This is a genomic window from Burkholderia sp. BCC0397 (assembly GCF_902832865.1).
In the GTDB taxonomy this organism is placed as follows: Bacteria; Pseudomonadota; Gammaproteobacteria; order Burkholderiales; family Burkholderiaceae; genus Burkholderia.
The window spans coordinates 960,337-982,765 of the sequence record NZ_CADFDL010000001.1 but is presented as its reverse complement, the minus strand read 5'-3'; the positions used below and the strand labels follow the sequence as shown (position 1 = coordinate 982,765).

Here is a 22,429-nt window from a genome sequence, read left to right as displayed (position 1 = left end):
GATTATTTACATTCCGCATGATCGCGGCGTTAACCTGCGCTCCATTCCTGCCCGGCCGTGCGCCGGGACATCCCTGCACCGGAGACCCAGATGAGCGTCGAATTCATCGGCATGATCCAGAGCCAGAAGCAGTCGGAAATCCACCCGGCGTCCGGCCCCGTGGTCGATCCCGACTATGTGCGCGACTTTGCCCGCGCCCACGAAACGGCCGGCTTCGACCGGATCCTCGTGCCGCACCACTCGACCGGCCCGTCGGCGACGCTGACGATCGCGTTCGCGGCGGCCGCCACCGAGCGCATCCATTTCATGCTCGCGCATCGCCCGGGCTTCACCGCGCCGACGCTCGCCGCACGGCAGATCGCGACGCTCGACCAGTTCAGCCGCGGCCGGCTCGCCGTGCACTTCATCTCCGGCGGCTCGGACAGCGAACAGCAGCGCGACGGCGATTTCCTCGATCACGACGCGCGCTATGCGCGCACCGACGAATACCTCGGCATCCTGCGGCGGATCTGGACGGAAACCCAGCCGTTCGATCACGACGGCGCGCATTACCGCTTCAAGCAGGGTTTTTCGGAGGTGAAGCCGTTCCAGCAGCCGCATGTGCCGATCTACTTCGGCGGCGCGTCGGAAGCGGCGCTCGCGGTGGCCGGCAAGCACGCGGACGTCTACGCGCTGTGGGGCGAATCGCTCGACCAGGTACGCGACCTGACGACGCGCGTGCGCGCCGAAGCTGCCAAGCACGGCCGCCAGGTGCGCTTCTCCGTGTCGTTCCGCCCGATCCTCGCGGCGACCGAGGACGAAGCGTGGGCGCGTGCGCACCGCATCCTCGACGAAACGCGCCGGCTGCGCGAAGCGGCCGGACTCGGCGCCGGCGGCCCGCAGCAAAGCGAAGGCGCACGCCGCCTGCTCGCCGCGGCCGATCGCGGCTCACGCGTCGACAAGCGGCTGTGGACCGAGATCGCGAAGCTCACCGGCGCGCGCTCGAATTCGACGGCGCTCGTCGGCACGCCCGAACAGGTCGCCGACGCGCTGCTCGACTACTACGACCTCGGCGTGACGACGTTCCTGATCCGCGGTTTCGACCCGCTGGAAGACGCGCTCGACTACGGCCGCGAACTGATTCCGCGCGTGCGCAGCGCCGTCGCCGCACGCGACGCGGCGCGGCGCGCCGCCTGAGCCCAACGGAGCGATCATGTCCGCCGTCCTTTCTTCACCCAACCGTACCGCATCGGGCCTCGTGCTCGCCGACACCCCGCGCCAGCACTTCTGGTTCGCCCCGCCCGCGCCGCGCATCGACGTCGCCGCCGAGCGCCGCCACCGGCAGGAGCGGCTCGCGGCCGCGTTCCGCCTGTTCGCGCGCTTCGGCTTCGCGTCGGGCCTCGCCGGCCACATCACCGCACGCGATCCGGAGCTGCCCGATCATTTCTGGGTTAACCCGCTCGGCGTGCATTTCTCGCAGATCAAGGTGTCCGACCTGCTGCTCGTCAACGCGCGCGGCGAAACGGCGATCGGCACGCGGCCGCTGAACAAGGCCGCGTTCGCGATCCATGCGGCGATCCACGAAGCCCATCCGCACGTCGTCGCCGCCGCGCACACGCATTCGACCTACGGCAAGGCATGGTCGACGCTCGGCCGCCCGCTCGATCCGCTCACGCAGGACGCCTGCGTGTTCTACGAGGATCACGCGCTGTTCGACGACTTCACGGGGATGGTCGTCGATACCAGCGAAGGCGCGCGGATCGCCGATGCGCTCGCGAAGCCGGACGGCACCACGCACAAGGGCGTGATCCTGAAGAACCACGGCATCCTGACTGCCGGCCCGACGGTCGAGGCCGCCGCATGGTGGTACATCGCGCTCGACAACGTCGCACACACGCAGTTGCTGGCCGAAGCGGCCGGCACGCCGCAGCCGATCGATCGCGCGACCGCGCGCCATACGCACGGCCAGATCGGCGGCCCCGACGGCGCGCTGCATGCGTTCGACAGCCTGTTCGCGCGCGTCGTCGCCGACGAACCCGACCTGCTCGACTGAGCCGCCCTTGCGCCACCACACCGGAGACCAGACCATGACCCCAACCACCGCACCCACGCCCGCCGACGCGCCCGACGACCAACGCCGCCGGCTGCTGCGCGCGGCCGGCGCCGCCGCGCTCGCCGTGCCGGCGATCACGCTCGGCCGCAAGGCCTGGTCCGCGCCGCCGCTGAAGAAGCTCACGTTCGCGTGGAACCAGAACGCGTTCTGCCTGACGCCGATCGTCGTCGCGCAGGAGCGCGGCTTCTTCGAGAAAAACGGGCTGAAAGTCGAGCTGATCAACTACAGCGGCTCGACCGATCAACTGCTCGAATCGATCGCGACCGGCAAGGCCGATGCGGCGGTCGGGATGATCCACCGCTGGCTGAAGCCGCTCGAAGCCGGCTTCGACGTGAAGATCATCGGCAGCTCGCACGGCGGCTGCGTGCGGCTGCTCGGCGCGAAGGCGGCCGGCGTCACGACGCTGCAGGCGCTGAAGGGCAAGACGGTCGGCGTCAGCGATCTGGCCGCGCCCGGCAAGCACTTCTTCTCGATCCTGCTCGCGAAGAACGGCATCGATCCCGAGCGCGACATCACGTGGCGGCAGTATCCTGCCGACCTGCTCGGCGTCGCGGTCGACAAGGGCGAGATCCACGCGATCGCCGACGGCGACCCGAATCTCTACCTGCTCGAAAAGCGCAGCAACGGTGCCTACACCGAACTCGCGACCAACCTGTCCGGCGAATACGCGCGCAAGGTGTGCTGCGTGATCGGCGCGCGCGGCGACCTCGTGCGCAACGACCGGCCGTCGGCCGCCGCGCTCGCGCGCTCGATCGTGCAGGCCACCGAGTACACGCACGACAACCCGAACGAAGCCGCGAAGGTGTTCGCGAAGTATTCGCCGAAGATCAGCCCCGATGATCTGCGCAAGCTGTACGCGACGCTCACCTACACGCACCACCCGACCAACGTCGACCTGCAGCAGGAAATCGCGTTCTATGCGGACGATTTCCGCCGCATCAGCGTGCTGAAGAAGAGCACGGACCCGCAGCGCTTCGCGCAGCAGGTCTATGCCAACGTACTGGGGTAACGCGATGTCGACGATCGAACACGCTTCCGCCGCACGCACCGCATCGGCCCCGGCCGGCGGCGCCGCCAACGCTAACGCTTCCGCGCGTGCAGCCTGCACGGCCTGCGACGCCACGCTGGCCGCCGACGCCCGGCGCGAGCGCACCTGGCCGACCGGGATCGCCGCCGCGCTCGCGTGGGCCGCGCTCGGCGCGCTCACGCAACTGTGGCCGAACCGGATCGTCGGCTTCAGCGACTGGGCGTACACCGACACGTTCGGCACGGCCGCGTGGACGATCGCCGCGCTGCTGCTCGCCGCCGCGACGCTCGGCCATCTCGTTGCCGCGACCCGCACGCGGCTCGCGCGGGTGCGGCCGGCCGGCCCGTGGCTCGTCGCGCTGCCGCTCGTGCTCGCCGCGTGGGAAATCGTCACCGCGAAAACCGGCTGGCTGCCGACGCCGTTCTTCGCGCCGCCGCAGGCGCTGATCGAGGTCTACGTCGACGACTGGCCGCGCCTCGCCGGCAGCGCCGGCAACACGCTGAAGCTGCTCGCGCTCGGGTTCGCGTACGGCGTCACGGTGGGCTTCGCGGTGGGCGTGTCGATCGGCTGGTCGCGCCGGATCGGCTACTGGGTGCATCCGGTGCTGCGCGTGCTCGGCCCCGTGCCGGCCACCGCGCTGCTGCCGCTCACGTTCTACTTCTTCCCGTCGAGCTATTCGGCCGCCGCGTTCCTGATCGCGCTGTCGACCGGCTTCCCGGTCGCCGTGCTGACGTGGTCGGGCGTCGCGAGCGTCAACCGGCAGTACTACGACGTCGCGCGCACGCTCGGCGCGAACGCGCGCTTCCTCGTGCTGCGCGTCGCGATTCCGGCCGCGCTGCCGCACGTGTTCGTCGGCATTTTCATGGGGCTGAGCGCGTCGTTCACGGTGCTGGTCGTCGCCGAGATGATGGGCGTCAAGTCGGGGCTCGGCTGGTATCTGAGCTGGGCGCAGGGCTGGGCATCGTACGTGAACATGTATGCAGCGCTGATCGTGATGGCGCTGCTGTTTTCCGGGTTGATCGCGCTGCTGTTCGCGGTGCGCGACCGTGTGCTCGCCTGGCAGAAAGGAACCGTCAAATGGTAAGCGCCGCCGTACTCGAATCGTCCGCGGCCGCTGCGCCCGCCGTCACCGCGCCGCGCGGCGCACGCATCGACATCCGCCGCGTGAGCCATGCGTTCGACGGCCCCGGCGGCGCGCTGCCGGTGCTCGACGACGTCTCGCTGTCGGTCGCGGCCGGCGAATTCGTCGCGCTGCTCGGCCCGAGCGGCTGCGGGAAATCGACGCTGCTGCGCCTCGTCGCGGGGCTCGACGCCGCCGGCCAAGGCGGAATCGCGCAGGACGGCGTGCCGATCGAGCGCCCCGACCCGTCGCGCATCGTCGTGTTCCAGGACCCGACGCTGTACCCGTGGCGGCGCGTGCGCGCAAACGTCGCGCTCGGCCTCGAAGCGCGCGGCGTGGCGCGCACCGCGCAGCATCGCGTCGACGATGCGCTCGCGCGCGTCGGGCTGCAGGACTTCGCGAACGTGTTTCCGCATCAGTTGTCGGGCGGGATGGCGCAGCGCGTCGCGCTCGCCCGCGCGCTCGTCAACGATCCGCGCCTGCTGATCCTCGACGAACCGCTCGGCAAGCTCGATTCGCTGACGCGGCTCACGATGCAGGCCGAGCTGACCGCGCTGTGGCAACGCGACGGTTTCTCCGCGCTGCTCGTCACGCACGACGTGGAAGAAGCGCTGTTCCTCGCGCAGCGCGTGATCGTGTTCGGGCCGCGCCCCGCACGGATCGTCGCCGAACTGCACGTCGACCTGCCCTACCCGCGCCATCGCGGCGACCCGCGCCTCGCCGAATTGCGCCACGACGCGCTGCGGCATCTTGGGCTCGATGCGAGCTGGTAGATGCCGGGTGCCGTTCGACGTTTGACTGCGGTGCGCCGGAGACGTGCGCGATGAACGCGCCGCCGTTCGCCGACTGGGCCATCGCCTTCCTGCAACTGCTGTATCGCGCGCAAATCGCGTTGGCGCGGGTGCTGCATGCGATCGGCCTGACCGGCGACGCTGACGGCCAGGCGGCGTGGCCGTGGGCACAGCGCATCGCGCTCGAAACGCTGCGCATCGACGCGGGGCTCACGCGGCAACTCGCGTTCGCCTGCGGCGTGACGGCGCTGGCCGTCGTGCTCGCCTGCATCGCGCTGGCTTCGCGCAAGTGGCGTATCGCGTCGGCCATCGCCGCGCTGGCCGTCGCGTGGTTCGCGCCGTGGCCGCCATCGTCGCTGTGGCTCGCGCCCGCCGTGCCGACGAGCTTCCAGCGCGATCCCGCGCCGTTTTCCGTGTCGAACGTGATGCGCGGCGCACATCTGTATACGCAACATTGCGCGGCCTGCCACGGCGCGGACGGACGCGGCGAAGGGCCGCTCGCGGCCACGCTCGCGCACTGGCCGCCGACCTTCGCCGGCGCACTGCTCGCGCGTCGGCTCGACGGCGAACTGTTCTGGCGCGTGCGTCATGGCACGCACGACGAGCACGGTACGTCGACGATGCCCGGCTTCGCGGCAACGCTCGGCCCGCAGGACACCTGGGCCGTGCTCGACTACCTGAAAGCGCTGGCCGCCGGTAGCGGCGCGCAGGCGGAAGGCGCGTGGCCGGTGCCCGTCCCGCTGCCGGCGCTCGACGTGCGGTGCGGCGACGCCGCGCCTCAGGCGCTCGAGCGCTGGCGCGAAGGCCAGCGCGTGCGCGTCGTCGCGCTCGCGCCCGGTGCGACGCCACCGCCGGAAGACGCACGCTGGCAGACGTTGCTCGTCACCGAACGCGGCGTGCCCGTGCCGCCGTCAACCGGCGCGCGTGCGAACTGCGTCGCGACGACCGCCGATGCGTGGCTCGCGTTCGCGACGATTGCCGGCGTCGCGCCCGATGCGCTCGGCGGCACGCAACTGCTTGCCGATCGACGCGGCTGGCTACGGGCGCGTGCGTTGCCAGGCAGCGCCGGCTGGTCGGATGCCGACCTGCTGTGCCGCTCGGATGCGGTGGCCCGGCCGGCCGCGCGCGCCACGAACAGTGACGCACTGACCGCACTGCTGCTGCGCGTCGACACGGAACCCGTGCGCGACGTACAGGCCGGGCTCCCGCATTGAATCCCTGAACCCTTCCTTCAACCGAACTTCACGATGAATCCGACCCGACGCCACTTCCTCGCCCAGGCGAGCGCCCTTGCCACGATCGCCGCCGCGCCGGCCGCCGTGCGCGCGCAATCGGGTGCCCGCCCGCTGCTGCGTGCCGGCGACCAGAAAGGCGGGCTGCGCGCGCTGCTCGAAGCGGCCGGCGAACTGAACGGCCTCGCGTACGACATCGCGTGGACCGAATTCCCGGCGGCCGCGCCGCTCGCCGAAGCACTGAACGCGGCCGCCGTCGATTGCGGGCCGATCGGCGACGCGCCGGTGATCTTCGCGCTGGCATCGGGCGCCCGCATCAAGGTGATCGGCGCGAACCGTTCCGATCCGTACGGCACGGCCGTGCTCGTGCAACCCGGCGCCGCGCTGAAAGGCGCAGCCGACCTGAAGGGCAAGCGCATCGGCACCACGCGCGGCTCGATCGGCCATTTCGTCACGCTGAAGGCGCTCGATGCGGCCGGCCTGCCGCCCGATGCCGTGTCGTTCCGCTTCCTGCCGCCGGCCGACACGATGCTTGCGCTCGCCACCGGTTCGATCGATGCGTGGGCGACCTGGGAGCCCTATACCGCGCTCGCCGAAACGAGCGGCCGCGCGCGCGTGCTGGTCAACGGCCGCGGGCTGTGGTCGGGCCTCAGCTATCTCGCGGCGACCGACGCGGCGATCGCCTCGAAGCGCGACGTGCTGCACGATTTCCTGCGGCGCGTCGTGCGCGCGCAGGCCTGGTCGTACCGGCACGTCGACGCGTATTCGGCGGCGCTCGCGCGCATCATCGGCATTCCGCCGGCCGCCGCGAAGCTGCAGTTCGAGCGTCGCGGCACACGCTGGCTGCCGATCGACGCAGCGGTGATCGCCGAACAGCAGCGCACGGCCGACTTCTACCTGAAGGCCGGGCTGCTGCGCCAGCCGCTCGACGTGCGCACGACCTTCGACGCAGGCTTCCCGCTCGCGTGACGGGCGCGTGGCGGCGCGCAGCCGCCCAAACGGCTTCGGCACGATCTGGCACAATCGCGATTCGACCATCCCGCCTGTAGCCAGCGTCATGCCAGCCATCACCGAACTCTTCGTCTACCCGATCAAATCCTGCGCCGGCATCGCGCTGACGCGCGCGCAACTGCTCGAAACGGGCCTCGCGTACGACCGCCACTGGCTGATCACCGATCCGCACGGGCAGATGCTCACGCAGCGCACGCACCCGCGCCTCGCGCTGATCCGCCCGACGCTCGACAGCGATGCGCTCGTGCTGAACGCGCCGGGCATGCCGGAGATTCGCACGCCGCTCGATGGCGACGCGACGCCCGCCACGCCGAAGATGGCCGCGACCGTGTGGCGCGACACCGTCGACGCGATCGACACGGGCGCCGACACGGCCGCGTGGCTCACCGAATTCCTCGGCGTGCCGACGAAGCTCGCGCGCTTCGGCCCCGACGCGCGACGCAACTGCAACCGCCAATGGACCGGCGACATCGATACGCATACGCAATTCTCGGACGCCTATCCGCTGCTGGTGATCGGCCAGTCGTCGCTCGACGACCTGAATGCGCGGCTCGCCGCGAAAGGCGCGCCGGCGATTCCGATGAACCGCTTCCGGCCGAACATCGTCGTGTCGGATCTCGATGCGTACGAGGAGGATTTCGTCGAGCACCTCGACACCGACGGCGACACGCCGGTGCGGCTGCGGCTCGTGAAGCTGTGCACGCGCTGCCCGATGCCGACGATCGACCAGGCCACCGGCGCGCCCGATCCGGCCTGGCCGCACGAGCCGACCGACACGATGCAGACCTATCGTGCGAACCCGAACTACGACGGCGCGCTGACGTTCGGCATCAATGCGATCGTCGTCGAAGGCGCGGGCGCGTGGCTCGAAATCGGGCAGCCGGTCGAAGCGGAGATCGGGTTCGGCGACTGATTGACCTGCCGTGCAGACCGCCGGACCTGCGTGCACGCGCGCCGGCAGATCGAGCCTGCCGCTCACCATCGACACGGTGTCTGACCAAGGGCGACGGCGGGCACGTCGTCGACACGGCTCGGGTCGGAAGACCTTTCAGGGAACGCTCGACGGGCTGCGCCGGTCGGGAATCTTCTGCCGCTACGTTCCGGTGCCCGGCTGGCCGGGGCCGATTGCAGTATGGCCGGGCCAGCCATTGCTTTGAAATGTGACGCACGTGGTAATTTGCCGCGATGCGTCACCGGGACAAAATGATTTAACCCTGAATTCCGCTGGCGCTTTATTTATAAACCATATCGACCATTTATTTCTGAATCGACAATTCGGTAAGCACTGCATCGCTTACCGTGATCGTTTCATCGGGAATTTTCGGATCGAGATAGATCGTATAGTTCGCCGTTCCGGTTTTTGAATTCCGCGGCGTAACCGAGGTCAAATCCAGCAACGGGAATGGCGCCGGCGGAATGCCATGCCAGTTGGCGACGGAAACCAATCCGATGTAACCGTGCAGGTGCATCCAGAAGGTGCGCACCAAATTGCTGTGCCCCCCGCCTTCCTTTGCCGGAAAATTCCAGTAATTCCCTCGAATCGCGATTTTTGTCGGTGCGGGCCGCTGGCTCCAGACGACCGCACCCGGACCGTGCACCGAGCCGGTACCCTCCGGCAGTGACGCCTGCACGCCTTCCGTGTTGAAAGCAGCGGCGAAGGTGATGAGCGGTGCCTTTCCGCTCCCGGACGTGACCTGCCCTCCGCTTACCTTGAATTTCACGACAACGATTTCCGGCAGAACATCTTCGTCGAGTACTGTAGCCATGATGTGGTTCCTTTTCAATAATCTGAAATTTTGATTCACCCCTAAATCATCAAGACAAGGCCGCGCATCAGGCGGCCAATTTATCGTAGGTATAAAGATTCCGCTTTTGTAGCTGTCAAAAATAACAGCGCATTACGAAGATATTAAATTAATCACTGAATTGTCGATTTAATTGTTTTTATATCTGCAGTCCTGCATCGATCGCCACCGGCAGCCACACCGTCACGACCAGCCCGCCGCCGCCCGCATCGGCCAGCGTCACGCTGCCCTGATGCACGCGCGCGATCTCCCGCACGATCGACAGCCCGAGGCCCGTGCCTTCGACCGTCTGCGTCTTGCTGCCGCGATGGAAGCGCTCGAACACCGCGTCGCGTTCGTCGGCCGGAATGCCCGGCCCGCTGTCGATCACATCGAGCCGCGCGTCGTCGCCGTCGCGCGAGACGCGCACCGTGATCACCGCATGGTCGCCCGCATAACGGATCGCGTTGTCGATCAGGTTGCCGATCATCTCGCCGAGCAAGTCGGACTGCCCGAGCACGTCGACATCGGCCTCGTGCTCGAAGCCGAGATCGATGTCGCGCGCGCGTGCGACGGGCGACCAGTCGAGCGTCACGCTGCGTGCGAGCCGGTGCAGCGCGACCGGCTTGTGCGCGACCGCATGACCGCTGTCCGAATCGAGCCGCGACAGCGACAGCAACTGCTGGACGATTTTCGCGGCCTGCCGCACCGCGCCGTTCGCGCGGCGCAGGTGCACGTTCGCGCGTGGCTGCTCGTCAGGGCGCAACGCGAGCTCGACGCCCGCCTGCACGGCCGCGAGCGGCGTCTTCAACTGATGGGCCGCATCGGCGAAGAAGCGGCGCCGCGCCACCTGCATCCGCTGCGTGCGGCCGATGTACTGGTTGATCGAATCGACGAGCGGCGCGAGTTCGCTCGGCATCGCGCCCGTGTCGAGCGGCGTCGTGTCGTCCTCGCTGCGCGCGGCGACGGTGGCCGACAGCCGGTTCAGCGGCCGCAGCCCGCGCCCGACGCCGAGCCACACGATCCCGAGCGCCAGCACGACGAGCAGCCCTTCCTGCAGCAGCGACCCGATCAGGATTTCGCGCGCGAGCGCCTGACGCGCCTCGATCGTCTCGCCGACCATCACCCACACGATGCGCGACTGCGCGGTCGGCACGTCGTGCACGGGGATACGCAGCGCGGCCATCCGCAATTGTTCGCCGCGATACACGACGTCGTAGTAGCGCGTGACGAACAGCGCGCCGTCGCCCGCGTCACGCCCCTGCGGCAGCGGCAGGTCCGGATAGCCGGTGATCGTGTGGCCGTTGTCCTCGCGGATCAGGTAGTAGATCTTGCCGCCGTCGCTCGATTCGAGCATTTCGAGCGCGAGATACGGCAGGTCGACCTCGATCTCGCCGTCGTTGAGCCGCACGCCTTCGCGGATCGACTTCAGCGACGACGACAGCGTCCGGTCGAACGCGACGTGCGCGGCGCTCATCGCGCGCTGGTACGTGAGCCACGAGTCGAGCGCGAGCAGGCCGAGCAGCGGCAGCAGCAGCCACAGCGCGACCTGCGCGCGCAGGTTCGGGCGGGTCATCATGCCTGCCGCCGGGCCGCCCCAAGGAAGGCATGCGCCCCCTCGGGGGGCAGCGAACAACAGTGAGCGTGGGGGCAGTTCACTCGGCCGTCTCCGCCTTCGCTTCGAGCAGATAGCCCAAGCCGCGCAGCGTGACGATCGCGACGCCCGTGTTCTCCAGCTTCTTGCGCAGCCGGTACACGTAGATCTCGATCGCGTCCGCGTTGACCGATTCGTCGAGCCCGAAGATCTTCTCCGACAACGTGTCCTTGTTGATCGCGCGGCCGTTGCGCAGGATCAGCACCTCGAGCACCGAGCGCTCGCGCGGCGTGAGCGACAGCGGCTCGCCCGCGAGATGAAAGCTGCGGTCGATACTGTCATACGAAAGCGGCCCGCATTCGACACGCGAATGCTCGTGACCGAGGCTGCGCCGGATCAGCGCCCGGGCGCGCGCCTCCAGTTCGGTCAACTCGAACGGCTTCGCGAGATAGTCGTCGGCGCCGAGATCGAGCCCCTTCACGCGATCCTCGACCGACCCGTGCGCGGTGAGGATCAGCACCGGCACCGGATTGCGGCGTGCGCGCAGCCGCCGCAGCACCTCCAGCCCGTCGAGCTTCGGCAGCCCGAGATCGAGAATCACCAGCGCGTAATCCTGCGTGCGCAGCACGTGGTCCGCCGCCTCGCCGTCGGCCATGTGATCGACCGCGAAGCGCGCGGCGCTCAGCGCGTCGTTCAGCGACTGGGCCAGGTTCGGGTTGTCTTCGACGAGCAGCACACGCATGGGGATTCCGGAAAGGTCAGCGACAGCCCGCTACATTACATGATCCTTTCCATCTCCTCGCCTCGCGCAAACACGGGTTGCGCGGATGTCGCGAACCCGCCGCGCGCGGCGCCGGCGGCCCCGCTCAGCGCTCGGCAGCCGGACGGTTGCGCGCCACGATGCGCGCATCGCCGGTCACGCTCCGCTCGCGAAAACCGGCCACCACCGCGACGAACGCGACGCTCGCGCCGACCGTGACGACGATCATCGGGTGCGCGGTGCCGTCCGACAGCCACGCCAGCACGCCGCCGCACGCGGCCGTGATCGCCATCTGGATAAAGAAGAACAGCCCCGACGCCGTGCCGGCGATCTTCGTGTACGGCTGCATCACCGCGAACTGGCAGGCCGGAATCGCGATCCCGACCGCGATCATCACGACGAACATCGGCGCGACGAGGGCCGTCACCGAAGTCGGGGCGATCGCGCCGCCGATCCACAGCACGGCGGCGCCGGCCAGATTGACGGCCGCGGCCGCCGCGATGACCGAATCGGCTGTCCAGCGCGCGCTGGTCCGCGCGAACGCACTCGACCCGATCAGGTAGCCGAGCACGGTCACGCCGAAGATCGCCGCATAGACCGGCCCGGACACGCCGATTTGCCGCTGGAACAGCGTCGACGATTCCGCGATGAACGGATAGTAGGTGCAGTAAGCAAAGCTGATCGCGAGCGAATAGCGCAGGAACCGCCGCTCGCGCAGCAGGCCGGCGTAGGTCCGCAGCAGCCCCGCACCGGCTGGCGTCCGCGCATCGCGCTCGCGGGTCTCGGGCAGGTAGCGCAGCACCATCGCGGTCGCCACCACCCCGCCCGCCGCCAGCCAGCCGAACACGCCGCGCCAGCCGAGCCACTCGGCAATCGCGCTGCCGGCCAGCGGCGCGACCACCGGCGACAGCGCCATGCCGGCCGAAATATGGCCGAGCATCGTGGCCTGCGTCGCGGCCGGAAAGCGCTCGCGCACGATCACGCGGCCGATCACGGTGCCGCTGCAGCCGCCCAGCGCCTGAAACACGCGCGCGGCGATCAGCGCCGGGATGCTGGTCGACCCTGCGCAGGCGACACTCGCGACGACGTACAGGCACAGGCCGCCGAGCAGCACCGGACGTCGGCCGTAGCGGTCGGACAGCGGCCCCGACACCAGCATCGACAGCGCATAGCCGACCATGTACAGGGTCAGCGTGAGCTGCAACTGCGCGTCGGTGCCGTGCAGCGCGTCCGCCATCGCGGGCAGCGACGGCAGGTACGCATCGATCGTGACGCGCGGCAGGCACACCACGAGCATCAACAGGAACAGCCAGCCCCATCGGGGCAATGAACGCGTCTTCATGCAGTCAGTCCGTTTTGGTCGGATGGGTGGGGTCGACAGCAATCTAAGGCGAAAGTGATATAAGCTGAAGGACCATTAAATCGACCATTGACTGGACCACTATGCCGCGAGGCAAAGCCGCGATTCCGCTGGATCTGCCGTGCCCGGCCGGGCTGTCGGGCGGCAGCCCGCAGTCGAAGCAGGAATGCATCGCCGACACGATTCGCGACGCGATCCTGAAGCGCCTGCTACCCGGCGACAGTCCGCTGCCGTCGAGCCGGACGCTGGCCGCGCGCTGGGACGTCGCGCGCGGCACCGTCGAAGCGGCGTACGACATCCTGTGCGCCGAGGGCTACATCGCCCGCACGCAAGGATCCGGGACGCGCGTGTGCGCGGTCGTGCCGGACAGCTATCTGCGCGCGGCCGCGCGGTCGCGTGACGACAGCCCGCTCCACGCCACCACCGCGTCCCCGGCGCCGGCCGCCCCGGCCGAGCCCGAGCATGGCGTGCGTCCCGGCGTCCCGTTCGTCGCACGGCTCGCCGATCCCGGCCTGCTGCCGATGCAGCAATGGAAGAAGGCGCTCGGCGCCAGCCTGCTTGCCGCTACCGCGGACGATCTCGGCGCGACGCCGGCACAAGGCGTCGAAAGCCTGCGCGTCGAAATCGCCGCGTACCTGCGGGAATATCGCGGGATCCCGTGCGAAGCCGGCGACATCGTCATCACGACCGGCATCCGCAACGCGATCGACCTCGTCGCACGCACGCTGCTCGCGCCCGGCGCGACGGTGCTGATGGAAGACCCCGGCTATGCGTCGGCGTGGCAGATCTTCACGATCGCGGGCGCGACCGTGATCGACGTGCCGGTCGATCGGGAAGGCATCGACACCGCATCGCTGGATCGCTACCCCGATGCGCGCGCCGCGTATGTGACACCGGCCCATCAGGCGCCGCTCGGCGTCACGATGTCGGTGTCGCGCCGGCTCGAACTGCTCGACTGGGCGCAGCGCAACCGCACGTGGATCATCGAGGACGACTACGACGGCGAATTCAGCTACCAGACCGCTCCGCTCCCCGCGCTGAAAGCGCTCGATGCATGCGACCGCGTGATCTACTGCGGGTCGTTCAACAAGACGCTGTTTTCCGGGTTGCGTATCGGCTTCATGGTCGTGCCGGCGGAACTGCGGCCGGCGCTGTCCGCCGTGTGGCACGCGACCGCGCGCTCGGTCGGCGTCGCGCCGCAACTCGCGCTGGCCCGTTTCATCGGCCACGGCGATTTCGCGAAGCACCTGCGCGCCGCTCGCCACGCGTACCGCCAGCGGCGCGACATCGTGCTCGACCAGTTGGCGAAGCATGCGGGCGGCCGGTACACGGTGTCCGGCGAGCACGCGGGCTTTCATTTCGTGCTGTGGCTGCCGCCCGGCCTGGACGATGCAGCCTGTGTCGCGCAAGCCCGCGCGGCCGGCGTCGAGTTGCAGCCGATCCGCGGCTTCTGTCGAAGCGCCCGCTGCGAAGCGGGCGTCGTCGTCGGGTATGCCGCGCTGACGGCCGCGCACGCGCGGCATGGCGGCCGCCTCCTCGGACAACTGCTGGCCACCTCCGCGTAGCCCGCGCGCGCTCCCTTTCACGCCCTGCCGCGCGCCGCGAAACCCGCGGCCGCCGCCGCTTCGACCTCGGGAAATCCATGACATGAACGGCGCGATTGCGAACCGGAATGAAAGCAGGCTGAAAGTGCCTCGCAATTAACATCCGCGTCACTCGAACAACACTATGCGTAACTGGAGGAAGACATGCCGTTTGCACCGAAGCACCTCGCCGCCGCGCTGGCGGTCGTTCTGGGCACTGCCGCCGGCAGCGCCGTCGCGCAGGTTCCGGCCGGCTACCCGGGGAACTACCAGGGCGTGATCGACGCCGCGAAGAAGGAAGGCAAGCTGATCGTCTACTCGACGACCGACACGGGCCTCGTGCGTCCGCTGATCAAGGACTTCGAAAGCCTGTACGGCGTGAAGGTCGAGTACAACGACATGAACAGCACCGAGCTGTACAACCGCTACATCAGCGAGAACGCGGCGAGCAGCACCAGCGCCGACGTGCTGTGGAGCTCGGCGATGGACCTGCAGGTCAAGCTCGTCAACGACGGCCTGATGGCGTCCTACGATTCGCCCGAAAGCCCGAACGTGCCGCAATGGGCGCAGTACCAGAAGCAGGCGTACGGCACGACGTTCGAGCCGCTCGCGATCGTCTACAACAAGCGCCTGATCCCCGAGAACGAAGTGCCGACGACGCGCGCCGACCTGATCAAGCTCCTCACCACGCAAGCCGACAAGTTCAAGGGCAAGGTCACGACCTACGACATCGAGAAATCGGGCGTCGGCTTCAACTACCTGACCCAGGACGCCCACGTGAACGAGAAGGTCACGTGGGAACTCGTGAAGGCGATCGGCGCGACCGGCCCGAAGCTGCAGTCGAGCACAGGCGCGATGATGGAGCGCATCTCGTCGGGCGAGAACCTGATCGGCTACAACATCATCGGTTCGTATGCCTATGCAAAGGCGAAGAAGGACAAGTCGATCGGCTATGTGTTTCCGAAGGACTACACGCAGGTCGTGAGCCGCCTGGCGACGATCTCGAAGAAGGCGAAGAACCCGAACGCCGCGAAGCTGTGGGTCGACTACCTGCTGTCCAAGCGCGGCCAGACGCTGATCGCGAACCAGGCGAACCTGTACGCGATCCGCGCGGACGTGACCGGCGAAACGTCGGCCGCGAGCCTCACGAAGGAACTCGGCGATTCGCTGAAGCCGATCCAGATCGGCACCGGCCTGCTGGTCTATCTCGATCAGTCGAAGCGCCTCGCGTTCCTGAAGCAATGGCAGCAGTCGATCAAGCGCTGATGCGCTGAGCCGCTGACCCCGGGCCGCCCGCCGCACGTCGCGCGGGCGGCCCCTTCCCCTTACCGACTTCCTTGAGGCGGCCATCCGGATGGCCGCAGGGGCGAACTCATGCTTTCAACCAGCACTCGCGGCACGGCACCGGCCGTTCCGCCCGCCACCGGCCCGCGCGATGCGATTCCCGCGCTGCCGGTCAGCAGCCTGCAGCCGCTCGCCGGCATGCTGCGCTGGATCGTCGTCGCGGTACTGACCATCGCGGTCGCGCTGCCGCTCGGCTTCATCCTGTTCCAGAGCCTGCTGTCCGCGCCGTTCTTCGACGCGAACAAGACGCTCGGCATCGAAGGCTTCCGCTTCATCTTCGCCGATCCCGACTTCTGGTCGGCCGTGAAGAACTCGTTCGTCATCGCCGGCGGGATGCTGTTCATCTCGATCCCGCTCGGCGGCATCCTCGCGTTCCTGATGGTGCGCACCGACCTGCCCGGCCGCCGCTGGCTCGAGCCATTGCTGCTCACGCCGGTGTTCGTGTCGCCGATGGTGCTCGCGTTCGGCTACGTGGTCGCGGCCGGCCCGGTCGGCTTCTATTCGGTGTGGTTCAAGGAACTGTTCGGGGTGCAGAACGTGCCCTGGAACGTGTATTCGATCTTCGCGATCACGGTGATCGTCGGCCTCACGCACGTGCCGCACGTGTACCTGTATTCGTCGGCCGCGCTGCGCAACCTCGGCTCGGACGTCGAGGAAGCGGCCCGCGTGACGGGCGCCCGCCCGTTCCGCGTCGCGCTCGACGTGAGCCTGCCGATGACGATGCCCGCGCTGCTGTTCGCCGGCGTGCTGGTGTTCTTCCTCGGCTTCGAGGTGTTCGGGCTACCGCTCGTGCTCGGCGACCCGGAAGGCCATCTCGTGCTGGCGACCTACCTGTACAAGCTGACCAACAAGCTCGGCGTGCCGTCGTATCACCTGATGGCCGCGGTCGCGGTGTGCATCGTCGCGATCACGTTCCCGCTCGTGCTGCTGCAGCGCCGCCTGCTGAAGACCGCGAGCCGCTTCGTCACCGTGAAGGGCAAGGCAGGCCGCTCGACGGTGCTGCCGCTCGGCGTGTGGCGCTGGATCGCGCTCGCGATCGTCGCGCTGTGGCTGATGCTGACCGTGATCGTGCCGATCTCGGGCATCGTGCTGCGCGCGTTCGTGACCAACTGGGGCGAAGGCGTCGCGCTCGCCGAAGTGCTGACGCTGTCGAACTTCATCGAGCTGTTCGAGCAGGACAACCTGGTGCGCGCGATCGTCAACACGCTCGGCATCGGCGTGATCGGCGGCGCGCTCGCGATCGGCTTCTACTCGCTCGTCGCGTTCGCCGGCCACCGCCGCAACGACTGGGCGACCCGGCTGCTCGACTATCTCGTGCTGCTGCCGCGCGCGGTGCCCGGCCTGCTCGCCGGCCTCGCGTTCCTGTGGATCTTCCTGTTCGTGCCCGGCCTGCGCGAACTGAAGAACTCGATGTGGAGCATCTGGATCGCGTACACGGTCGTGTGGCTCGCGTACGGGATGCGGCTGATCCAGAGCGCGCTGCTGCAGGTCGGCCCCGAACTCGAGGAAGCCGGCCGCAGCGTCGGCGCGACGCGCAGCCGCGTGTCGCTCGACGTGACGCTGCCGCTCGTGCGCTTCGGCCTGCTCGCGGCGTGGCTGCTGATCTTCATGATCTTCGAGCGCGAATACTCGACCGCCGTCTACCTGCTGTCGCCCGGCACCGAAGTGATCGGCGCGCTGCTCGTGTCGCTGTGGGCGACCGGCGCCGTCGACCAGGTCGCCGCGCTCTCTGTCATCAACATCGCGATGGTCGGCGCCGGTCTCGGCGTGGCCCTGCGCTTCGGAGTGAAACTTCATGGATAAGCTCATCGTCGACGATCTGCATCTCAGCTACGGCGCCAACCCGATCCTCAAGGGCGTGTCGTTCGAACTGAAGGCCGGCGAAGTCGTGTGCCTGCTCGGCGCGTCGGGCAGCGGCAAGACCACGCTGCTGCGCGCGGTGGCGGGCCTCGAACAGCCGTCCGACGGCCGCATCCAGCTCGACGACCGCGTGTTCTTCGACGGCGCGCAACGCGTCGACCTGCCGGTCGAACAGCGCTCGCTCGGCCTCGTGTTCCAGTCGTACGCGCTGTGGCCGCACCGCACCGTCGCCGACAACGTCGGCTACGGCCTCAAGCTGCGCCGGGTAGCGCCTGCCGAACAGAAGCGCCGCGTGCAAAGCGCGCTCGACCAGCTCGGCCTGGGCCATCTCGCCGAACGCTTTCCGCATCAACTGTCGGGCGGCCAGCAGCAGCGTGTCGCGATCGCGCGTGCGCTCGTCTACAACCCGCCGGTGATCCTGCTCGACGAGCCGCTGTCGAACCTCGACGCGAAGCTGCGCGAGGAAGCGCGCGCATGGCTGCGCGAGCTGATCGTGTCGCTCGGGCTGTCGGCCCTGTGCGTGACGCACGACCAGACCGAAGCGATGGCGATGTCCGACCGCATCCTGCTGCTGCGCAACGGCCGCATCGAGCAGGAAGGCACGCCGGCCGAGCTGTACGGCGCGCCGCGCTCGCTGTACACGGCCGAATTCATGGGCAGCAACAACCGGATCGACGCGCGCGTCGCCGCGATCGACGGCGAATGCGTGACGCTCGCCGGCGACGGCTGGGAGCTGCGCGCCGTCGCCCGCGACACGCTCGCGCCGGGCCAGGACGCACAGGCCGTGATCCGTCTCGAACGCCTGCAGGTCACCGACGGCCCGGGCGCGAACCGGCTGCAGGCCGACCTCGTCACGTCGATGTATCTCGGCGACCGCTGGGAATACCTGTTCCATTGCGGCGAGATGCGCCTGCGTGCGTTCGGCCATGTACCGCGCGCGGCCGGCAAGCACTGGATCGAATTCCCGACCAACGACTGCTGGGCGTTCGCAAAAGCGGGCTGACCCGATCGCGGCAGCTCGCGTGCCGCCACGCATGCAGTCGAGCGCATATCCCTTTTCGACCTTTGCAGCTCGCATCGGCGGATGCTTGATGGCGTCCGCCGATGGCGCGCCGCGTACGCGTTTTCTGTTTCAACCCGCCTAAAACAACCAAGGAGACACCGTCAAATTGACGTCCTCCGCTCCCTAAAGGGAGAGGATTCCCACACCTGGCGATGCACGTCCGCATCGGAGAATGTTCAACGCAGCGTTGGTATCTCGATCATGCTCGACACCACATCTACTGCAGGCCCACTCTCTTATTCGCAGTCCCGCGATACCTTTCGGCCGCGTCGTGCTGTCTTTCGATCCGCACGACGAACAGGACTGGGTCGAACCGCTTTCGTCGACTTCCTCGAACGTGGCCCCGTGCGCGATCGCTTTGTAGCGGAGCTTGTTTCGGAAGGACGACCAGGATGCGTCGTAGACGCTTTTCGCCATCCTGGTTCTGGCAAGTTTGACGGCGGATACGTTGCCAACCGCGATGTAATCGAAACGCCGCACCAGATCGAGCGCGAGCTTGTGCTGGAAATCGGCACGGGCATTCGCCACCTTGGCGTGCAGCTTCGCGATATGCCGCTTGTGCTTTCGCGCTCGCTGCGCTTTCGCCAGCTTGTCTGCCGCGTGTCGGCCGAATCGGTCGTTCGGCAGTTTCTCGCCCGTCGAAAGTGTGGCGAAGTCTTTCAGGCCGAGATCGATGCCGACACAGGAACGGATCGGTCGGGCCTGAACATCGGGTATCTCGATCACGATGTTGAGAAACCAGTTGCCGCGTGCATCTTGCGCAAAGTTGGTCCCGTCCTTGATCTTGCCTTCGGGAAGCGGTCGGCTGCTGAACACGCGAAACGTGTTGCCGGCAAAGCGAAACGCATCGCCTTCGCGCTTCAAGTCTCGGCCCTTCAGCGGCACCCAGCCCAGCGATTTCTTGCCGCGATAGCGCAGGTAGGGGCGACGGTGCTGACTGCGCGACTTCGCGTATTGCTCGCACGTCGCGTTGATCGTGCCGGAGTGAATACCGAGTTCCTTGCTGCTGCCGGTCGTGAGCACATTCAAGTCGAAACCGGTCGGCCACTTCTTGTCCCACTTGAGCGCGTGCTTCTGCGTGTCGTTGCAGAAGTTCCAGACGTAGTTCACCGCGCGGCGCTGCTTGTTAAGCAGTCCGTTGAGCGATTTCACCCGGTAGCGATAGACAAGGATCATGCCGGCCATTTTAACGGTGGAATGCCGTTGTCAAACAGCGGCGCTCCTTTCCTCCCCGTCTGAAGGACGGGGTTTCTCGGAGCAAATGATGAAGTCACGCACAGAACGTTCGATTCGAACAGTAGTCCTCACCGGCTCGGCAGCGGCAGCCTGTATCGCCGCGCCGGTCGTGCACGCGCAGTCGTCGGTCACGATATACGGGATCATGGACGCCGGCATCGAATACGCGAACCATGCGGCACCGGATGGCGGCAATTCGTTCAAGCTGAAGTCGGGCAACAAGAACACGTCGCGCTGGGGCTTGCGCGGCGTCGAGGATCTCGGCGGCGGGTTGAAGGCGGTGTTCCGGCTCGAAAGCGGGATCGATCTCGCGAACGGCGCGTCCGACGACGGCCCCGACTCGATCTTCGCGCGCCGCGCAACGGTCGGCCTGAAAGGCAAATGGGGCGAACTGTCGCTCGGCCGCAACTTCACCGTCACTTACGACTACATGCTGCCGTTCGACCCGATGGGTTACGCGCAGAACTACTCGTGGGCGACCTCGTCGATGGCGACTGGCGGCCGCAAGGACGGCCTGTTCACGCGTTCGTCGAACGCGGTGCGCTACGACGGCGAATTCAGCGGCTTCAAGTTCGGCGCGCTGTACGGTTTCGGCAACGTGCCGGGCAGCATGAAGACCAGCTCCAAGTACGATTTCGCGGTCGGTTACGAGACCGGCCCGTTCGCGGCGGTCGTCACGTTCGACCGGCAGAACGGCGCGGCCGACAGCGTCACGCCGGCCGATACCGTCAACTACATTCAAGGCATCCACGCGGGCCTGAGCTACGACTTCGGCAGCCTGAAAACGATGGCCGGCTATCGCAACTATCGGCGCACGTATCACACCACGGCCGCGAACCAGTTGAGCGACATGGTTTGGCTCGGCGGGTCGTACCAGTTCACGCCGACGTTCTCGCTGATCGCGGCCGTCTATCACCAGAACATCAAGGGCGGCACGGATGCCGATCCGACGCTGGTGTCGGTGCGTGCGCAGTACGCGCTGTCGAAGCGCACGGTGCTGTACGCGGCCGGTGCGTTCGCGATCGCGAAGCACGACCAGAAAGTCGGCGTGTCGCGCGATTTCAACGGGTACGGCACCACGCAGGTCGGGGTCACGGCGGGGATTCAGCAGCGGTTCTGAACCTGACATGGCGGGCGACGGCGGGCGATCGGCTGCCCGCCGGCTCTCACGCCACGCGCGGCGGCATGACGGCAAACGACCGACCGCCGCTGCGCTACTCGCTCCTCACACCGCATCCGGTTCGCCGCGTGGCGATGCCCCGTTCAGTCAGCACGCATCGTGAACACCGGACGCACGAGGCTGCTCGTATCGCCCCAGTGCTCACCGACGTCCGACAGCGGCACCGTGCGCGTCTCGATCGTGAGGCCCGCCGGCCCGGCCGCTTCGAATACGCCGCGCACCGACGCCAGCAAGCGCGGCAGCGACACGCTGCCCAAGCCGCTGCCCATCAGTTCGATCGCGGTCGCGCGCAGCACGGCGCCCGGCAGCAGCACGTCCGCGCCGCCGATCGAACCGATCTGCACGAAACGCAGCCGTCGGCCGTCGGGTGTCGCCTTCGCGCCGGCAACCAGCAGCGTCTGCGCGCTGGCCCCCCACAGATAATCGAGCACGACATCCACGCCCGCGCGGAAATGCGGTTCGAGCGCCCGCGCCAGATGCGCGTCGTCCTGCTGCAGCGACACGACGGCGTCCGCGCCGGCACTCAGCAACGCCTGCAACGCGGCCGCGTTGCGGCCGGTCGCGATCACCTTCGCCGCACCGAGATGCTTCGCGATCCGCACCGCCAGCCGCCCCGACGTGCCCGTTGCGCCGTTGACGAGCACCGTCTCGCCCGCGACGAGCCGCGCGCGTTCGGTCAGCGCCGCCCACGACGACATCCCCGGAATCGCGATCGCCGCGGCCGTGACATCGTCGAGCGCGTCCGGCAGCGGCACGCACTGCGTATCGGGCACGATCGTGCGTTCGGCCATCGCGCCGAACGGCACCGGGGCACCGAAGAAGTAGACGCGCCGACCGTCGTCGAGACGCCCCACGCCGTCGACACCGACGACGAACGGATAGCGTCGGTCCGACGAGTAATGCGTGCCGGCCGCGCGCCCCTGCGCGAGGCGGCTCAGCGCGGACGCCGTCACGTCGATCAGGCGGTGGCCCGGCATCGCGTGCGGCGCGTCGAATTCCATATGAACCGGACGCTCGCCGGCGCCCGTCACGACTGCTGCTTTCATGGTGGTTCCTTCAATCCTGGAAGGTGGGTCTTTACCGGGCATCGAGCCACGCACGCAGCGCGGGATCGCGTACTTCCAGCACGTCGAACAGGCCGAGCGCACGCAGTGCAGGCAACGCATCGATCGCATCGGCCTCCGCGCGCGCCCGCTCCGCCGGCGCGGCGTTCGGATCGGTCAACACACGTGCATTGACCAGAAACGCGCCAACGGTCCCCTTGCGAATCGTCGTTCCGCCGGCATCGACCCGGTCGGCATGGTCGGGAAGCATCTGTTCAGCTCGCATCGCGTCTTGCTCCAGTTGTCATCGATGGAACGCAGTGTAGGCGTGCGAAGCCGGCCGATCTCC

The 22,429-nt window shown here is 68.0% G+C and carries 20 protein-coding genes; 13 read left to right on the top strand and 7 right to left on the bottom strand.

The genetic code is table 11. From position 1 onward, the window contains the following. Nucleotides 1–90 precede the first annotated feature (90 nt). The 8 genes from HWX03_RS04385 (at nt 91) to HWX03_RS04350 (ending at nt 8,186) form a co-directional block, all read left to right on the top strand. Nucleotides 91–1,176 (top strand): LLM class flavin-dependent oxidoreductase, encoded by a 1,086-nt coding sequence (locus tag HWX03_RS04385; RefSeq protein ID WP_175870373.1) that lies wholly within the window; start codon nt 91–93, stop codon nt 1,174–1,176. Nucleotides 1,177–1,192: 16 nt separating this feature from the next. After that, a complete protein-coding gene (locus HWX03_RS04380; protein WP_175870372.1) occupies nt 1,193–2,032 on the top strand; it encodes a class II aldolase/adducin family protein in 840 nt (279 codons plus the stop codon). A gap of 34 nt (nt 2,033–2,066) precedes the next feature. Further along, nucleotides 2,067–3,101 (top strand): ABC transporter substrate-binding protein, encoded by a 1,035-nt coding sequence (locus HWX03_RS04375; protein ID WP_175870371.1) that lies wholly within the window; start codon nt 2,067–2,069, stop codon nt 3,099–3,101. Between the two features lie 4 nt (nt 3,102–3,105). After that, nucleotides 3,106–4,203, top strand: coding sequence for an ABC transporter permease (locus tag HWX03_RS04370; protein WP_175870523.1), 1,098 nt, complete (start codon nt 3,106–3,108; stop codon nt 4,201–4,203). After that, nucleotides 4,197–5,012 (top strand): ABC transporter ATP-binding protein, encoded by an 816-nt coding sequence (locus HWX03_RS04365; RefSeq protein WP_175870370.1) that lies wholly within the window; start codon nt 4,197–4,199, stop codon nt 5,010–5,012. Before HWX03_RS04370 ends, HWX03_RS04365 begins: the two co-directional genes overlap by 7 nt. Nucleotides 5,013–5,062: 50 nt before the next feature. Then, nucleotides 5,063–6,244, top strand: coding sequence for a cytochrome c (locus HWX03_RS04360; RefSeq protein ID WP_175870369.1), 1,182 nt, complete (start codon nt 5,063–5,065; stop codon nt 6,242–6,244). A 33-nt stretch (nt 6,245–6,277) separates the two neighbouring features. Further along, nucleotides 6,278–7,231: an ABC transporter substrate-binding protein gene (locus HWX03_RS04355; RefSeq protein WP_175870368.1), complete on the top strand. Its 954-nt coding sequence runs from the start codon at nt 6,278–6,280 to the stop codon at nt 7,229–7,231. 88 nt (nt 7,232–7,319) lie between these two features. Continuing rightward, nucleotides 7,320–8,186 carry an MOSC N-terminal beta barrel domain-containing protein gene (locus HWX03_RS04350; protein ID WP_175870367.1) on the top strand — a complete coding sequence of 289 codons (867 nt, stop codon included), beginning with the start codon at nt 7,320–7,322 and terminating at the stop codon, nt 8,184–8,186. 343 nt (nt 8,187–8,529) lie between these two features. On the opposite strand, the gene HWX03_RS04345 is transcribed toward HWX03_RS04350, so the two are convergent. The 4 genes from HWX03_RS04345 to HWX03_RS04330 all read right to left on the bottom strand — a co-directional run bounded on the left by HWX03_RS04345 (nt 8,530) and on the right by HWX03_RS04330 (nt 12,753). Then, the gene (locus HWX03_RS04345) at nt 8,530–9,039 is read right to left on the bottom strand and encodes a hypothetical protein (RefSeq protein WP_175870366.1); all 510 of its coding nucleotides are present in this window, start codon (nt 9,037–9,039) and stop codon (nt 8,530–8,532) included. Nucleotides 9,040–9,217: 178 nt separating this feature from the next. Continuing rightward, nucleotides 9,218–10,633 carry a sensor histidine kinase gene (locus HWX03_RS04340; RefSeq protein WP_175870522.1) on the bottom strand — a complete coding sequence of 472 codons (1,416 nt, stop codon included), beginning with the start codon at nt 10,631–10,633 and terminating at the stop codon, nt 9,218–9,220. Nucleotides 10,634–10,712: 79 nt separating this feature from the next. Beyond that, entirely contained in the window at nt 10,713–11,393 is a 681-nt protein-coding gene (locus tag HWX03_RS04335) for a response regulator (RefSeq protein ID WP_006484260.1), read from the bottom strand. Between the two features lie 124 nt (nt 11,394–11,517). Continuing rightward, on the bottom strand, nt 11,518–12,753 hold the full coding sequence (locus HWX03_RS04330; RefSeq protein WP_175870365.1) for a multidrug effflux MFS transporter: 1,236 nt from the start codon (nt 12,751–12,753) through the stop codon (nt 11,518–11,520). Between the two features lie 101 nt (nt 12,754–12,854). Here HWX03_RS04330 and HWX03_RS04325 point away from each other — a divergent pair, with 101 nt between their 5' ends. From HWX03_RS04325 to HWX03_RS04310, 4 genes are all read left to right on the top strand, one after another. Next, the gene (locus tag HWX03_RS04325) at nt 12,855–14,336 is read left to right on the top strand and encodes a PLP-dependent aminotransferase family protein (protein ID WP_175870364.1); all 1,482 of its coding nucleotides are present in this window, start codon (nt 12,855–12,857) and stop codon (nt 14,334–14,336) included. A 183-nt stretch (nt 14,337–14,519) separates the two neighbouring features. Continuing rightward, entirely contained in the window at nt 14,520–15,620 is a 1,101-nt protein-coding gene (locus HWX03_RS04320) for an ABC transporter substrate-binding protein (protein ID WP_175870363.1), read from the top strand. A 108-nt stretch (nt 15,621–15,728) separates the two neighbouring features. After that, nucleotides 15,729–17,501, top strand: coding sequence for an iron ABC transporter permease (locus tag HWX03_RS04315; RefSeq protein WP_175870362.1), 1,773 nt, complete (start codon nt 15,729–15,731; stop codon nt 17,499–17,501). Then, complete coding sequence (locus HWX03_RS04310) at nt 17,494–18,561, top strand: ABC transporter ATP-binding protein (RefSeq protein ID WP_175870361.1); 1,068 nt, start codon at nt 17,494–17,496, stop codon at nt 18,559–18,561. The genes HWX03_RS04315 and HWX03_RS04310 overlap by 8 nt, the downstream gene beginning before the upstream one ends. A gap of 183 nt (nt 18,562–18,744) precedes the next feature. Here the strand turns inward: HWX03_RS04310 and HWX03_RS04305 are convergent, their stop codons facing one another. Further along, the gene (locus HWX03_RS04305) at nt 18,745–19,797 is read right to left on the bottom strand and encodes an RNA-guided endonuclease TnpB family protein (protein ID WP_175870360.1); all 1,053 of its coding nucleotides are present in this window, start codon (nt 19,795–19,797) and stop codon (nt 18,745–18,747) included. An 85-nt stretch (nt 19,798–19,882) separates the two neighbouring features. Here HWX03_RS04305 and HWX03_RS04300 point away from each other — a divergent pair, with 85 nt between their 5' ends. Continuing rightward, nucleotides 19,883–20,977, top strand: a complete 1,095-nt coding sequence (locus HWX03_RS04300; RefSeq protein ID WP_347879520.1) for a porin — start codon at nt 19,883–19,885, stop codon at nt 20,975–20,977. A 143-nt stretch (nt 20,978–21,120) separates the two neighbouring features. Here HWX03_RS04300 and HWX03_RS04295 read toward each other — a convergent pair whose 3' ends face one another. Both HWX03_RS04295 and HWX03_RS04290 read right to left on the bottom strand, forming a co-directional pair. After that, complete coding sequence (locus tag HWX03_RS04295; protein WP_175870358.1) at nt 21,121–22,083, bottom strand: zinc-binding alcohol dehydrogenase family protein; 963 nt, start codon at nt 22,081–22,083, stop codon at nt 21,121–21,123. Between the two features lie 31 nt (nt 22,084–22,114). After that, nucleotides 22,115–22,366, bottom strand: a complete 252-nt coding sequence (locus HWX03_RS04290; protein WP_034204951.1) for a hypothetical protein — start codon at nt 22,364–22,366, stop codon at nt 22,115–22,117. Nucleotides 22,367–22,429: the final 63 nt, after the last annotated feature.

Bases quoted from the DNA above. Each gene is read 5' to 3' on its own strand.
- HWX03_RS04315 (WP_175870362.1), top strand. From the start codon at position 15,729: ATGCTTTCAACCAGCACTCGCGGCACGGCACCGGCCGTTCCGCCCGCC.
- HWX03_RS04355 (WP_175870368.1), top strand. From the start codon at position 6,278: ATGAATCCGACCCGACGCCACTTCCTCGCCCAGGCGAGCGCCCTTGCC.
- HWX03_RS04360 (WP_175870369.1), top strand. From the start codon at position 5,063: ATGAACGCGCCGCCGTTCGCCGACTGGGCCATCGCCTTCCTGCAACTG.
- HWX03_RS04345 (WP_175870366.1), bottom strand. From the start codon at position 9,039: ATGGCTACAGTACTCGACGAAGATGTTCTGCCGGAAATCGTTGTCGTG.
- HWX03_RS04370 (WP_175870523.1), top strand. From the start codon at position 3,106: ATGTCGACGATCGAACACGCTTCCGCCGCACGCACCGCATCGGCCCCG.
- HWX03_RS04335 (WP_006484260.1), bottom strand. From the start codon at position 11,393: ATGCGTGTGCTGCTCGTCGAAGACAACCCGAACCTGGCCCAGTCGCTG.
- HWX03_RS04305 (WP_175870360.1), bottom strand. From the start codon at position 19,797: ATGATCCTTGTCTATCGCTACCGGGTGAAATCGCTCAACGGACTGCTT.
- HWX03_RS04385 (WP_175870373.1), top strand. From the start codon at position 91: ATGAGCGTCGAATTCATCGGCATGATCCAGAGCCAGAAGCAGTCGGAA.
- HWX03_RS04295 (WP_175870358.1), bottom strand. From the start codon at position 22,083: ATGAAAGCAGCAGTCGTGACGGGCGCCGGCGAGCGTCCGGTTCATATG.
- HWX03_RS04330 (WP_175870365.1), bottom strand. From the start codon at position 12,753: ATGAAGACGCGTTCATTGCCCCGATGGGGCTGGCTGTTCCTGTTGATG.
- HWX03_RS04350 (WP_175870367.1), top strand. From the start codon at position 7,320: ATGCCAGCCATCACCGAACTCTTCGTCTACCCGATCAAATCCTGCGCC.
- HWX03_RS04290 (WP_034204951.1), bottom strand. From the start codon at position 22,366: ATGCGAGCTGAACAGATGCTTCCCGACCATGCCGACCGGGTCGATGCC.
- HWX03_RS04300 (WP_347879520.1), top strand. From the start codon at position 19,883: ATGATGAAGTCACGCACAGAACGTTCGATTCGAACAGTAGTCCTCACC.
- HWX03_RS04340 (WP_175870522.1), bottom strand. From the start codon at position 10,633: ATGACCCGCCCGAACCTGCGCGCGCAGGTCGCGCTGTGGCTGCTGCTG.
- HWX03_RS04380 (WP_175870372.1), top strand. From the start codon at position 1,193: ATGTCCGCCGTCCTTTCTTCACCCAACCGTACCGCATCGGGCCTCGTG.
- HWX03_RS04310 (WP_175870361.1), top strand. From the start codon at position 17,494: ATGGATAAGCTCATCGTCGACGATCTGCATCTCAGCTACGGCGCCAAC.
- HWX03_RS04320 (WP_175870363.1), top strand. From the start codon at position 14,520: ATGCCGTTTGCACCGAAGCACCTCGCCGCCGCGCTGGCGGTCGTTCTG.
- HWX03_RS04325 (WP_175870364.1), top strand. From the start codon at position 12,855: ATGCCGCGAGGCAAAGCCGCGATTCCGCTGGATCTGCCGTGCCCGGCC.
- HWX03_RS04365 (WP_175870370.1), top strand. From the start codon at position 4,197: ATGGTAAGCGCCGCCGTACTCGAATCGTCCGCGGCCGCTGCGCCCGCC.
- HWX03_RS04375 (WP_175870371.1), top strand. From the start codon at position 2,067: ATGACCCCAACCACCGCACCCACGCCCGCCGACGCGCCCGACGACCAA.